This window comes from Streptococcus lishijunsis (assembly GCF_047290665.1).
In the GTDB taxonomy this organism is placed as follows: domain Bacteria; phylum Bacillota; class Bacilli; order Lactobacillales; family Streptococcaceae; genus Streptococcus.
In genome coordinates this window covers 1-14,621 of record NZ_JBLBUC010000007.1, presented here as the reverse complement: position 1 = coordinate 14,621, position 14,621 = coordinate 1, and the positions used below count along the sequence as shown (strand labels likewise).

General features: G+C 41.5%; 10 protein-coding genes. All 10 read left to right on the top strand.

All coding sequences use genetic code 11. From position 1 onward, the window contains the following. Nucleotides 1–12: 12 nt before the first annotated feature. Entirely contained in the window at nucleotides 13–942 is a 930-nt protein-coding gene (locus ACLN19_RS04325; RefSeq protein ID WP_413383659.1) for an ABC transporter permease, read from the top strand. Continuing rightward, nucleotides 939–1,736, top strand: coding sequence for an ABC transporter permease (locus ACLN19_RS04320; RefSeq protein WP_413383657.1), 798 nt, complete (start codon nucleotides 939–941; stop codon nucleotides 1,734–1,736). Before ACLN19_RS04325 ends, ACLN19_RS04320 begins: the two co-directional genes overlap by 4 nt. Beyond that, the gene (locus ACLN19_RS04315; RefSeq protein ID WP_413383655.1) at nucleotides 1,733–3,088 is read left to right on the top strand and encodes an ABC transporter ATP-binding protein; all 1,356 of its coding nucleotides are present in this window, start codon (nucleotides 1,733–1,735) and stop codon (nucleotides 3,086–3,088) included. Before ACLN19_RS04320 ends, ACLN19_RS04315 begins: the two co-directional genes overlap by 4 nt. Nucleotides 3,089–3,249: 161 nt before the next feature. Next, the gene (locus ACLN19_RS04310; RefSeq protein ID WP_413383784.1) at nucleotides 3,250–4,536 is read left to right on the top strand and encodes a homoserine dehydrogenase; all 1,287 of its coding nucleotides are present in this window, start codon (nucleotides 3,250–3,252) and stop codon (nucleotides 4,534–4,536) included. 2 nt (nucleotides 4,537–4,538) lie between these two features. Beyond that, complete coding sequence (gene thrB, locus ACLN19_RS04305; RefSeq protein WP_413383653.1) at nucleotides 4,539–5,402, top strand: homoserine kinase; 864 nt, start codon at nucleotides 4,539–4,541, stop codon at nucleotides 5,400–5,402. A 76-nt stretch (nucleotides 5,403–5,478) separates the two neighbouring features. Continuing rightward, nucleotides 5,479–6,720, top strand: a complete 1,242-nt coding sequence (locus tag ACLN19_RS04300) for a bifunctional folylpolyglutamate synthase/dihydrofolate synthase (protein WP_413383651.1) — start codon at nucleotides 5,479–5,481, stop codon at nucleotides 6,718–6,720. Between the two features lie 2 nt (nucleotides 6,721–6,722). Beyond that, a complete protein-coding gene (gene folP / locus ACLN19_RS04295) occupies nucleotides 6,723–7,529 on the top strand; it encodes a dihydropteroate synthase (protein ID WP_413383649.1) in 807 nt (268 codons plus the stop codon). Beyond that, nucleotides 7,530–7,895: a dihydroneopterin aldolase gene (folB, locus tag ACLN19_RS04290; protein WP_413383647.1), complete on the top strand. Its 366-nt coding sequence runs from the start codon at nucleotides 7,530–7,532 to the stop codon at nucleotides 7,893–7,895. Then, nucleotides 7,888–8,385, top strand: a complete 498-nt coding sequence (gene folK / locus ACLN19_RS04285; RefSeq protein ID WP_413383645.1) for a 2-amino-4-hydroxy-6-hydroxymethyldihydropteridine diphosphokinase — start codon at nucleotides 7,888–7,890, stop codon at nucleotides 8,383–8,385. Before folB ends, folK begins: the two co-directional genes overlap by 8 nt. A gap of 418 nt (nucleotides 8,386–8,803) precedes the next feature. Next, nucleotides 8,804–14,621, top strand: a 5,818-nt coding sequence (locus ACLN19_RS04280; protein WP_413383643.1) for a mucin-binding protein, incomplete at its 3' end; no start/stop codon positions are given.

Below are 14,621 nucleotides of genomic sequence, written 5' to 3'. Positions count from 1 at the left end.
GATGAAACCGTTATGCCTGTTTTTCAGTTTCTAAAGACCTTATTGCGTCTTGTGGTGATGTGGTTTGTCATTGTCACGCTATCTTTCTTTCTCTTTGTCGCAGCTAACCCTAACTTAGCGATAAGCTCTCTTCATGCTAATCGTATCGCTGTCTCAGCGAAAGCCATAGCTTCTGAAAAAGTACGATTAGGTCTAGATAAGCCTCTGTTTAGCCAGTATGTGACTTGGTTAGCTAGACTTTGCCATGGGGATTTAGGGACAAGCTATGTCCAGAAAGAGTCTGTCACAAAGTTGATTGCTGAGGTCCTACCTAATACGCTGTTATTGACTATTTTGACTCTTATCTTGATTGCGGTTATCGTTTGGCTTTATGCTAAGGTCTTTTTGAGCTTGAAAGATCACTGGTTGGAGCGTACGCTTAGATTTGGATTATTGACGTTTAGTAGTTTGCCGTCGTTTTGGTTAGGTTTGATTTTACTGACGCTCTTTGCAGCTCGCCTAGGTTGGTTTCCTATTGCGTCATTAGAAGTCACACCAAGCAGTCTCATACTCCCTTTATTAACCATGACAGCTATGTATCTAGGGACTTATATTCGCTTGATCAGGCGTGAGCTGTTAAGTAATCAAGAGAAAGATTATATGCTTTATTATCGCTACAGTGGTATGTCAAGGCGTTACCAAAAAGCGCGTCTTTTGAGAAATTCCTTGACCTCAACCTTGTCATCGCTAAGTATCAGCTTTCCTAAGCTACTAGCAGGTAGTGTGATTGTAGAGACGCTCTTTTCGTTTCCAGGTATGGGTTCTTTATGCATCACAGCCATAGAGGATCGTGATTTTCCACTGATAGAAGGCTATATTTGCATCATGACAGCACTATTTTTAGTCTTAAATGCGATTTGTCAAGCTTATCATCAACGATTTAATATGAGGGAGAAGTTATGAGTATCCATAAGGATAAGTTAGCCTATATATGTGTCGGTCTTTTGTTTGTTTGTATTTTTCTTGCCATTTTGGCGCCCTTTGTGAGTCATTTTGATCCCAATGCTATTAGTCTTTCTGAAAAACTCCAAACACCAAATCTTGTTCATCTTTTGGGGACAGATGCTCTAGGGCGCGATATTTTTGCACGTATGGTATATGGTGCTAGATCGACATTACTATTAGGCGTCTTTTTGACTTGTGTGATTCTGGTGATAGGTGCTGTGTTGGGGCTTTTAGCGGCGCTTTGTCAAGGGATTGTTGATACGGTGATAACAGGCATATGTACGTTGTTTTTAGCTTTGCCAAGTGAGATGTTGAGTCTTATGATTATTGCTCTATTGGGGCCGACTTTTTTAGGTCTGATATTGGCTATTGTCTTGTCTAAGCTACCTTGGTATGTACAGATGATCAAAACAGATAGTCGTCGGATTTTAGAGAGTGATTATGTGACATTTTCGCGTCTCTTAAAACGCTCATCTTGGTGGATAGTAGTGCATCATGTCTTTCCCAATATTTTCTCAAATCTCATCGTCTATGCGACTATGGACATGAGTGCTTTGATTATTAGTATTGCCTCACTGTCTTTTTTAGGCATTGGGGTGCAGGCACCGACAGCTGAATGGGGACGTATGCTAAGTGACGCAAGTGAATCGGCGGTCTCTTACCCTTGGCAGATGGTGCCAGCAGGACTGGCTATTTTTCTAGTGACTGTCAGCCTTAATTATCTCGGTGATAGTATCAGAAAGGATAGATGATGGAGCTAAAGTTTGAGCAATTAGGCATTTATAATGGTGAGATGACACTTGTAGAAGAGAAGGATTTGTCTGTATCTCTAGAGAGTTTGGCCTTGCTAGGAAAAAGTGGTAGTGGCAAATCAACACTTTTTAGAATGCTTCTTGGAGATAAGAGTGCAGACTTGACTTATAAAGGCAGTGTTAGCTTGTTAGATGCCAAGGCTAGGCTTTGTCTAGGTAAAGAGATTAGGGTGATTCCACAGCTCCCTCAAAACGCCCTTGATCCTCAACGAAAGATTAGAGCACAGGTCACAGATATTATCAAAGTCCAAGGTAGTCAGCATGTCAAAGAAAGCATAGCAGAGCTGCTAGAGATGAGCCAAGTTGATAGTCGGCTTCTGGATTGTTATCCTTATCAATTATCGGGAGGACAACTGCAAAGAATCGTCTATGCTTTAGCGCTACTCAATCATCCTAAAGTGATTATTGCAGACGAGCCAACGAGTGCTTTAGATAGAGACGGTGTCACCTACTTTATCCAGACGATGACCAAAGCCACGGCAAATGGCACCAAGCTCTTATTTACCAGTCATGATTTGGAGCTGGTTAGAGCCCTAGCCAAAGATATTTTGGTATTGGATGATGCTAAGTTGAGCCTAGTCTCAAAAGCAGAAATAGCTAGTCAGACGGAGGGCTTTCTAGGACAGCTAGAAAAAGCCCAAAAAGAGTGGGCGGCTTTACATTTTGAACCTCCAACGAGTCTTGAGAAGGTGCTTGAGCTGGTTGCTATTTCTAAAGGTTATCAGCAAAAAAGAGGCCTCTTTTCATCACAACGTCAGCCTATTTTGGAGCAGGTTAATCTTAGTGTCACAAAAGGCGAGGTGTTATCTATTCGAGGCGAAAATGGTGCTGGGAAATCGACCTTAGCACGTATCGCCCTAGGACTAGAGCAAGCAGATAGCGGCTCTGTTGTGGCTAGTGGTGAGATGAGTCTCGTCTTTCAAAATAGTAAAACAGCTATTGACCCTAGCTTTAGTGTACGAGATGTCTTAGAGGAAGTGCCAGTGCCTAAAGATGATGAGAGACTCATTAGTCTATTAGCTGAGCTTGGTTTAGCTAAAGAACTCTTAGAGCGATCAGTGCGCACCTTGAGTGGCGGTGAGTTGCAACGTTTGGCAATTGCACGTAGCTTATTGCAAGATCCTGATGTGATTATTTTTGATGAAGCTTTTAGCAGCCTTGACATGATTCATAAAGTGACGATTTTAAAACGCTTGATAGCAATCCGAGACAAAAGAGAGGTGAGTTATCTCTTTATCACGCATGATGATAGTATGGCTCATAAAGTCAATCGTAGCGTTTATCTTAGTTAAAATAACACCATCTTCTCTTGAAGGTGGTGTTATTTTGAACTCTAAACTTGAAAAATCATAAAGGTCGTAGGAAATGACAGGTTTAAGCGTATCATTTACACTAAAAATCTGATATAATGAAAAAAAGTTCTTTTTTGAGACAAGTAAATAAAGGAGTCAGTATAGTGATTAACATCGGATTATTAGGATTTGGAACGGTGGCAAGTGGTATTCCCTACCTTCTCGCTGAAAATGGTCACAAAATTCAAGAAGCAGCCAAGGGTGATTTGCGTATCGCCAAAGTATTGGTTAGAGATGAGGCTGAAAAAGAGCGTCTATTGGCGGCAGGGCACACGTATGATTTTGTGACAAATGTTGATGAGATTATAGAAGATGATAAAATTGATATTGTCGTGGAGTTGATGGGACGCATCGAGCCTGCCAAAACCTTTATCACAAAGGCTTTAGAAGCAGGTAAACACGTCGTATCAGCCAATAAAGACTTGATTGCCACTCATGGTAGTGAGTTGGTTAGTTTGGCTGAGAGACAGCATGTAGCCTTTTACTATGAGGCGGCTGTGGCAGGTGGGATTCCTATTTTAAGAACCTTGGCTAATGCCTTGGTGTCTGACAAAGCGACTCGTATTCTAGGCGTCTTAAATGGGACATCTAACTTTATGATGACCAAAATGGTAGAAGAAGGCTGGAGTTATGAGGCAGCGCTAGCCAAAGCACAAGAGCTTGGTTATGCTGAGAGTGACCCGACCAATGACGTGGAAGGTATCGATGCAGCTTATAAAGCGGTCATTTTGAGCCAGTTTGCCTTTGGGATGACGATTGATTTTGAAACTGTCGATCATCAAGGGATCACAACGATTACTCCTGATGATGTTGCTGTCGCACAATCTCTAGGTTATGTGATTAAGCTAGTCGGAGATATCAAAGAAACCCCATCAGGGATATCAGCTGAAGTGTCACCAACGTTTTTACCAAAAGATCATCCTCTAGCCAGTGTGAATGACGTGATGAATGCTGTTTTTGTAGAATCTATCGGTATCGGTGAGTCTATGTATTACGGTCCTGGGGCAGGTCAAAAACCAACAGCCACATCTGTCGTAGCGGATATTGTCCGTATCGCTCGTCGTATGTCAGATAAGACAGTCGGCAAGCCCTTTAATGAATTTGTCCGTGAGACACGACTAGCTGATGCTAGTGATGTCAAGAGTAGCTATTACTTTGCTATAAAAACACCTGATCAAAAAGGGCAATTGTTGCGTTTGGCAGAATTGTTTACCAAGCAAGATATTTCGTTTGCTCAAATTTTGCAACAACAAGCAAGTAGTAGTGAGGCGCGTGTTGTCATCATCACACATGAGATGAGTAAGACCCAACTAGCTCGTATTACAGAGCAAATCCGCTCTATCAGTGATATGACACTCTTAAATACCTTTAAGGTTTTGGGGGAATAGCTATGAAAATCACAGTTCCAGCGACCAGTGCTAATATCGGTCCAGGCTTTGACTCAGTAGGTGTCGCTCTTAGCAGGTATCTCTGTATTGAGGTGCTCTCTCCCACAAAGACATGGCATATTGACCATGGGCTGGCTGGTATTCCTTCTGATGAGCAAAATCTCCTCATTAAGACGGCTCTGACAGTAAGCCCTGATTTAGAGCCACACCATCTCAAGATGACCTCGACTATCCCTCTTGCAAGGGGACTTGGTTCGTCTAGTTCTGTTATTGTAGCAGGGATTGAGCTTGCTAATCAATTGGCTGGGCTTAATCTTAGTCTTGAGGAAAAGCTGAGGATTGCTACTAAGATTGAAGGGCATCCAGACAATGTCGCTCCCGCTTTACTAGGAAATTTAGTCGTTGCGAGTATCATTGAGGACGAGGTGAGTGCTCTATCTGCTCCTTTCCCAGATTGTGCTTTTGTTTGCTTTATTCCGACTTATGAATTAAAGACAAGTGAGAGTCGAGAGGTCTTACCTAAGGAGATGAGCTACTCAGAAGCGGTTCAAGCAAGCAGCATTGCCAATGTTGCTGTTGCAGCTTTATTAAGTGGTGACTTGGTGCGTGCAGGTCAGGCTATCAAAGCTGATTTATTTCACGAGCGCTTTCGTCAACGCTTAGTTGCAGAGTTTGAGCCGATTAAGCGTTTAGCGCTAACGTGTGGGGCTTATGCGACTTATCTCTCAGGAGCAGGGCCTACTGTGATGACCTTGATAAGTAAGGACAAGGCAGCTGATTTTGTAGAACAGCTAACTGCTTTACCTTTAATGGGAGAGATTGATGTACTGGCAGTTGATACCAAAGGTGTTGTTGTCACAGATTAAACGCTAAAAAAACACAAAAAGTGGCTATGTGATTGTAAGGACTAATCCAAGCCATTTTTTGCTAGAAAGGATAAAAATGACCTACCAAGAAGCATTAGAGTGGATTCATAGTAAGTTAGCCTTCGGCATTAAACCAGGCTTAGAGCGGATGCAGTGGCTCTTAGAGCAGCTAGGAAACCCTCAAGATAACATCTCAGCTGTCCATATCGTAGGGACCAATGGCAAAGGTTCAACCACTAGTTATCTCCAGCATATCTTTAGTCTAGCAGGCTATGAGGTTGGTACCTTTACCTCACCTTATATAACTGATTTTAGAGAGCGCATTAGTATCAATAATCAGATGATAGCTAAAGACGATTTTATAGACTTGGTAGAGAGCGTCAAGCCTACTGTTGAGCGCTTGCCACTTGAGACTGATATGGAGCCTGCGACAGAGTTTGAGGTTATCACGCTATTGATGTTAGTGTATTTTGGGCATAAACATCCCGTTGATATTGCTATTATTGAAGCTGGTATGGGAGGCTTATATGATTCGACCAATGTCTTATCACCTCTAGCTGTACTGTGTCCTTCTATTGGACTTGATCATCAGGATGTCCTAGGAGATAGTTATGAGCAAATTGCTAGGCAAAAAGTAGGTGTTCTAAAGCAAGGTGTTCCCTTTATCTATGCCAATGACCGCAGTGATGTTGAGCAAGTCTTTTGTAAGCAGATGCAAGAGACTAACAGTCAAGGCTACCGCCTTGGACGTGATTTTAAGATTGTTACAGATGGAAATAACTTTCATTATCAGATGGGAGAGGTTGGCTTAAAGGCGATTAAGCTCCAGTTATTAGGAGAGCATCAGATGGCTAATGCTAGTTTAGCCATTACAGCAAGTCTATTACTTTTTCAAAAATACCCTAATCTGACTCTTGAACACATCAAAGCAGGTCTTGAGGCGACGACTTGGGCTGGTCGCACTGAGCTGATGAGGGACAATCTGATGATTGATGGGGCGCACAACCAAGAGAGCGTAGAAGCTTTAGTTAAGGTGTTGAAGGATTATACTCATAAGCCGATTAAGATTTTAGTGGGAACCTTGACAACCAAGCCAGTCTTAGCTATGCTAAAGCAATTAGAGACACTTGGAGACGTGTCAGTGACACAATTTGATTATCCTAATGCGACACCACTAGATAGCTATCCTAAAGCCTATCCTCGTATTCACTCTTGGCAGGAGTGGCTGGACAAGGCTTGTGATAAGGATTGTTTTTATCTCGTAACAGGTTCCCTGTATTTTATAGCACAAGTCAGAGCTTATCTTAGAGAGGAGTAGTCATGAAGATTGGACCGTATTGTATTGATAGGAAATGTGCCATTATGGGCATTTTAAATGTTACCCCAGATTCGTTTTCAGATGGTGGGCGATACGCTGATGTCTCAGAAGCACTCAAGCAAGTCCGACAAATGATAGCAGATGGGGCAGATATTATTGATGTCGGTGGCGAATCGACTAGACCAAGAGCTGACGTTGTGAGTGAAGAAGAAGAGCTAGCGCGTGTTATTCCTGTGATTAGGGCCTTGAGCGAAGCTTTTCCAGAGACGTTGATTTCTATTGATACCTACAAAACGCCTGTGGCGAAGGCTGCCCTTGAGGCAGGGGCACATATTATCAATGACGTCTGGGCAGGTTTATATGATGGGGAGATGCTGTCGTTGGCTGCTAGCTATCAGGTGCCTATTATTTTGATGCACAATCAGCACCAAGAAGGCTATGAGCAGATTACTAGTGAGGTTGTTGCCTTTCTTCAGGAAAGGGCACAAAAAGCACTTGAAGCAGGTCTAAAAAAGGAGTATATCTGCCTTGATCCTGGCTTTGGTTTTGCTAAAAACGAAGAGGATAATATCGCTCTCTTAAAAGGACTGGATGAGGTGTGTGCGCTAGGCTATCCTGTTTTATGTGGTATTTCACGGAAACGTGTTGTCAATTATTTACTAGGAGGCAACCGCTCAATGTTAGAGCGCGATCAAGGAACGGCAGCTTTATCGGCTTGGGCCTTGTTAAAGGGTTGTCAGTTAGTTCGAGTACATCATGTTAAGGCAACCAAAGACACACTTTTAACCTTAGAGCAATTGGTGGATTAGATGGATAAGATATATTTAGAAAATTGTCGTTTTTATGCTTATCATGGTGCGTTTGAAGAAGAGCAGCGCCTTGGTCAGATTTTTCGTGTGGATTGTATCTTAGGAGTAGATTTAACAAAGGCCTCACAGTCAGACTCTTTAGATGATACGGTGCATTATGGCTTAGTATTTGAGCGTATCAAACACATTGTTGAAGAAGAGCGCTACCGCTTGATTGAGCGTTTAGCAGGGGCTATTATAGAGGATTTATTCGTGCATTTTGAGATGATTGACTCCATTAAGATTAAGATCAAAAAAGACAATCCCCCAATAAATGGTCATTATGATGCTGTTGCGGTCGAGCTAGAAAGAAGGCGTCATGACTAAAGTCTATCTGAGCTTGGGGAGCAATATCGACAATCGCTTGTCTTACTTAGAAGAGGCGCTAGAATCGCTAGGGACGCTCCCTCAAACTAGTCTAGTAGCAGTATCTTCTATTTATGAGACAAAAGCATGGGGAAAGACGGATCAAGCTGATTTTTTAAACCTAGCTTGTCAGCTAGAGACCTCACTATCAGCACTCGCGCTTTTAGAGGCTTGTCAAAAGATTGAAAAGGCGCTCGGACGTGTCCGCCATAGTCATTGGGGACCTCGAACCATTGATATTGATATTCTTCTTTATGGTGAGGAGATCATTAAAACATCAGATCTTCAGGTTCCACATCCTTATATGTGCCAACGAGCCTTTGTTGTGATACCTTTACTTGATATCGTATCGGATTTGAAACTTCCTACTGGTCAAGAGCTAAGTCAGTGCCTAGCTCAACTAGAAGTAGAAGATGTTCATATATATAGGAAGAAAGAAGAGAAGAAGTAGCGCATTACTTTTTCTCTTTTTTTGAAAAATAGACAAAAAATAAAAATATCTGAAAATTCAGCTAGAAAACCATATCGATGTTAAAAAACAAATCAGCAATAAACTAAGAAAAATCAGAAAATTACTCCATAGCGGAATTGGAAAATGAGATGAAAATCGCTTAAAGATAAACTCTCGGCTATTATCATATCTTTCTTATCAAAATCTTAAAAAATCCTCTTTTGAGTGCTCAAAAGAGATTATGACAAAGAATATAAAAAGATGTCATCAATGTAATTAAAAAATAATTAAAAAATAAAAGTAAAACGTTTGACAAATTCAATTTAAAATATTATTATGGTAGTGTACCGGCATATTCTTAAATGAGTGTTGATACGTAGCGAAAGCTAAAGGAAAATAAAAGGAAGAAGGAGATAGTATGTTTTACAAGGCAAAACATAAACAACGTTTCTCCATACGAAAATATTCGTTTGGAGCAACGTCTGTTCTGCTGGGAACGCTAGTTGTAGGTGCTTATACACCTAACGTTAAAGCTAACGACGTCACAAACGATGTCACAGTAGCAACGACGCTAGCCTCTTCGGAAACTGCGGCGACAGATAGTTCAAGTACTGAAAGTACTGAAGTATCTACGCCAACAACAGCAAGCTCATCTGTGACAGAAGCATCAACAGAACCAAGTTCTACTGAAACGTCTGCATCAACAGAAAGCTCAGAAACAGCTACTGAAGCAAGCTCTGCAGCAGAAAGCACTAACTCTAGCTCAACTACTGAAGACAGTAGTTCGGCACAAGACACTACCGCAAGTAGTGAAGAAACAAAGACAGAAGCTAGTGACAGTACAACAGCTACAGACACAAGCGCTTCATCATCTCAAGAAACAACAGTAGCAAGTTCAGAACAAGAGGGAACAACAACCCCTTCAAGTACAAGCCAAGCTACGCCAACATCTTCTACAACAGCAAGTTCAGAAGTAGCGAGCACAGAAGCATCTGAAGAAAGTGCTACTAGTGAAGCAGCCTCTGAAGCTGAAAATGTAGAAACTACTCTTGATGACCTAAAAGCAGGACAAAGTGCAGCACAAGCTGGTGAGTTATTAAACTCATCTATCGAAAGCTATGTATCTGAAAAGAAAAACACAGCCTTTCGTGCGACAACAGATACAGATGCTGTTTCTGTTAGCACATGGAATGCCTTGGTTAATGCTTTAAATGATAGCAGTGTTTCAAACATCAAAGTCAATGGAAACATTACTGCGACAGCAACATCTGCTATTTCAGCTGCCAGAAAAGTAACCGTTACAGGTGCTGATGGCGCTAGCCTTAACTTTGGTACTAACTTACTAACCACAACTGCTAGTGGTTGGGACTTGACCTTTGACAATTTAAACATTACCACAGGTAGTGGTCGTGGTGTGATTGATACTGGTCAAGGTAATAACAAAATCACATTCAAAGATGTTACTCATACGGGTAACTCACTCTTTGGTGGCGCAACAACAGGTACAGGTAATAATGCGACAACATCTGGTGCAAACACAGATATCGTCATTGCAGGTACTACAACGTCAACTGTTAATAATGCCCCATTTGTTCAGTCATATGGAAATAGTAACCGCCAATATGGTGTTACTATCCAAAATAACGGAACAGTATTAGAGAGTGGTGCAGCCAATATCCATGATGCTAAGAGTGTTACGATTGAAGAAGGTGCAAGCTTTACCTTAAACCGTAGCTCTATTGGTGATGGTATCAAGCTCGTTGATGGTGGTTCTGTCTCTGTTGGTGATAAGGCAACATTCACTGTTAACCTTAACACAAACAACGCAACAGACAGTGCACGCTATCACAATGCTGGTATCTTTATGGAAAATGGCGGTAGCTTCACAAGTGGACGTGAATCAAAAGTAACGTTTAACACAAGTATCGGACAAGCTATCTCTATCGGTGCAGACCGTCCAGGTATTGCTGTTACAGATAGAGACCGTTTTGGTGGCTACACAGCCAACCAATCACGTAACGCAGGTCCAGCTAGTGTCCAACTTGGTGAGTACTCAACCTTTAATTTCACAGGTCGTGATGGTATTATCTTAGGTAACAACTCTAAGTTTGTATCAGGTGAATACTCTAAAGTACATTTCCAAAATAAAGGAAATGGTGTGGCACTTGACCTTGCCAACGACTCTAACATTACCATCTCTAAACACTCTGATACGTTATTTGAATCAGATGGAAAAGGTAATAAGTCAGGTAGTGAAGGGTCTGATGCGATTTCAGGTTCTTACAATGCCTACAACTACATCGGGGTCAACGAAGCTGGTAATATCTTAATTGATGAGTATGCTACCTTCCGTGTTGTTATGACAAACCGTGGAGCTAATCCATGGGATGACGTTATCTCACTTGACTCACGTAAAGCGACAACAACAGCAAGCTTTACATCTAAGAAGGGTGCTATCGTCGATATTCGTGACGACAATACCAACTTCTACGCTGAGTTGATTTCATTCCCACTTGGAGCTGCCAACTCAACGATTGATATTCAAGATCCATTGTATGTCAACCTTCAACGCTACACTGCAGGTGGAAGTATTGATGGTTGGATGCCAGTCGGTGGTACTGAAATCCTCAAAACAGACAACAAGAACTATGGTAACCTCATCTATATGGGTGGAACTAAAGGTGTCTTGAAAATCGGTGGTACAGACTACGTTGTTTACCAACAAATCAAGTCTGATGATGCTAAACAAATTTGGTTGAATGTCAACAGCATGACATCTCCAAAACATGGTTTCAACGCAGCAGACACTTACAACAACAACGTCAACCCTGATATGTCTATTACAGGTATCGGCTTGACACCAAATGTAGCGGCCAACAACGTTAAAGATAACAATACGTCTCCTACTGTCAAAGGTGCTCAAGGTACTGCGCCATACTACGGTATTTCTTCTCAACGTGCAAACCACCAAATCTGGTTTCCACATAGTACAGAAGTACAAGCTGCAGGTAATCATAAAAATACGATTACTTACGTTTACGAAGATGGTACACCAGTTCTAGGTACAGATGGACAACCTCTTGTCGTAGAACAAGGTTCTGACTGGACACGTAATCTTAAGCTTGATATTACCAAAGATGATATTCAATCTATCCAAGAGTATGCACGTACGCACAACGCTGATGAAGTGCTTAACTTCATTAAGAATAAATATAGCGTGACATCAGATACAGGTTGGAAAGTTGGCAAGACAGACAACACTAAAACAACATACGATACAGTTGTGTCCCCTGTCCTTGATGGCTATACTGCTGAAATCAAGTCAACAAACGCCAACGGCGTAACAGTTGGCGCTTCAGGTACAGAAGTTCATGCTGTGTTGGATGCGTCTTCTATCCAAGAAACGGTCGTTTCAAATGGTCAATTGACAGATGCTTATAAGAATGGTCAAACAGATGGTTTACCAGCAGACTACGAAACAGTGGTTGTTTATAAGAAAGTCGTTGCTCAAAAAGCGACTGTGACTGTGGTTGATAAAGATGACAACAATAAAGTCTTGACTTCAGGTAGCCAAACAGGTAATACTGGTGAGACTATCTCTGATACCTTCACTGGTCAAACTAACCCAGCACTTGAAGGTAAGACAGTAGATGAAATCATCGCTTATTACACAGCACGTGGTTATGAAGTAGAATCAAATGACTACAAGTCAGGTACAGCATTTGATAATGATGCTGATGTTGATCAAAACTTCACGATTGTCTTGAAGCATACAACTGAGACAATCACACCAGAGAATCCTAAGAAACCAACGGATCCAATCAATCCAGAAGATCCAAATTCTCCTAAGTATCCATCAGAAACACAAGAAACTAACGTCAAAGGTACAGCAACTCTGACAGTTCATTATGTTGATGACGCTGGTAATACAGTGGCATCAGATAAGACAGCAGATGTTGAAGTAACACGTAGTGTAACGATTGACAAGGTAACTGGTCAAGTCATTAGCACCACACCATGGACAGCAGCAACTGACAGCTATACTGCAGTAGCAACTCCAGTGGTTAAAGGCTATGTCGCTACGACTGAAACTTATGATACAAATGACGGACGTGGCACTATCACTGCTGATAAGACAGTTGACGGTGTTAAAGTTGTGGTGAATGCAGCAGCTACTAACGGCGATGATGCAACGACTGATTCAGCTGTAACAGTTGTTTACAAAAAAGTTGGTAACTACATTCCAGTGGATTCTGTCACTAAGGAACCAATTCCAGGAACAAGCTCTACACCTTACGAAAATGATCCAGATGATCCAACTAAGGTAACAGGAACTAACACACCAACGACACCAAGCGGATATGATCCACAAAACTCAGATGGTACTAACAATTCATACACACCAAATGATGATCCAACTAAGGATACAGAACAACCATTTAAGAAGACTGAAGTTGTTGAAGAAGAGCAACGTGCAACCTTGACATTTGTTGATAAGGATAAAAACAATGCTGTCTTGGCAACGGCTAGTCAAACTGGTAAATCTGGCGATCCAATCCTAGATGCCTTTAGTGGTTATAGTGTTCCTGCTCTTGAAGGTAAGACTATTGCTGAAGTTATCAAGTATTATGAAGATCGTGGATACACATTAGATTCAGCAGATTACAGCGCTGGTACTGTCTTTGATGATGATTCAAAAGTTGACCAAGCTTATGTGGTTTACTTGGTACATACCACAGAGACAATCACGCCTGAAAATCCTAAGAATCCAACAGATCCAATCAATCCAGATGATCCAAATTCACCAACGTATCCAGCTGAGACACAAGAATCTAACGTTAAAGGCAACGCTACGTTAACTGTTCATTATGTTGATGAAGCAGGTAAGAGCGTTGCAACAGATAAGACCATTTCTGTTGATATTACACGTAGTGTGACAATTGACAAAGTAACTGGTGAGGTGATTAGTACAACACCATGGACAGCTGCGACAGATACTTATTCATCTATTGCGACACCTGTTGTTGAAGGTTATGTGGCTCGTACAGAGACATATGATACAAACGATGGACGTGGTACTATCACAGCTGATAAATCAGTCGATAGCGTTAAAGTTGTTGTCAATACAGCGGCTAAAGATGGTGAAGAAGCTGGAACTGATTCCGTTGTAACAGTAGTTTACAACAAGGTCGGAAACTACATTCCAGTAGATTCTGAAACAAACGAACCAATTCCAGGTACAAGCTCTACACCTTATCAAAACGATCCAGAAGATCCAACTAAGGTAATTGGTAACAACACACCAACAACACCAAATGGTTATGATCCACAAAATCCTGATGGTACGAATAACTCATACACACCAAATGAGGATCCAACTAAGGATACAGAACAACCATTTAAGAAGACTGAGGATGCACAACGTGCGACAGTAACTGTTGTTGATAAAGACGATAATAACAAAGTCTTGACGACAGCAAGTCAAACAGGTAAAGCTGGTGAGACTATCTCAGATACCTTTACAGGTCAAACTAACCCTGTCCTTGAAGGTAAGACAGTTGATGAAATTATTGCTTACTACAAAGCACGTGGTTATGAAGTGGAATCAAATGACTACAAGTCAGGTACAGCCTTTGATGATGATTCAAAAGTTGACCAAAACTTCACAATCGTCTTGAAGCATATCACTGAGACAATTACTCCAGAAAATCCTAAGAAACCAACGGATCCAATCAACCCAGAAGATCCAAATTCACCAACATATCCAGAAGAAACTCAAGAGTCTAACGTTAAAGGTAGCGCGACTCTAACAGTTCATTATGTTGATGAAGCTGGTAAGACATTGTCTGCTGATAAGACCATCTCAGTACCAATTACACGTAGCGTGACTATTGATAAGGTAACTGGTCAAGTCATCAGCTCAACACCATGGGTAGCTGCAAATGATAGCTATGCTTCTATTGCAACACCAGTTGTTGAAGGTTATGTGGCTCGTACAGAGACTTATGACGCTAATGATGGACGTGGTACGATTGCTGCAGATACAGCTGTTGATAGCGTTAAAGTTGTTGTCAATGCTGATGCTAAAGATGGTGAAGAAGCTGGAACTGATTCAACGGTAACTGTTGTCTACAAACCAGTAGGAAGCTACGTACCAGTTGATCCAGATGGTAACCCAATTGGACCTAAGACTCCTTACACAAACGATCCAAACGATCCAAGTAAGGTTGTCGAAG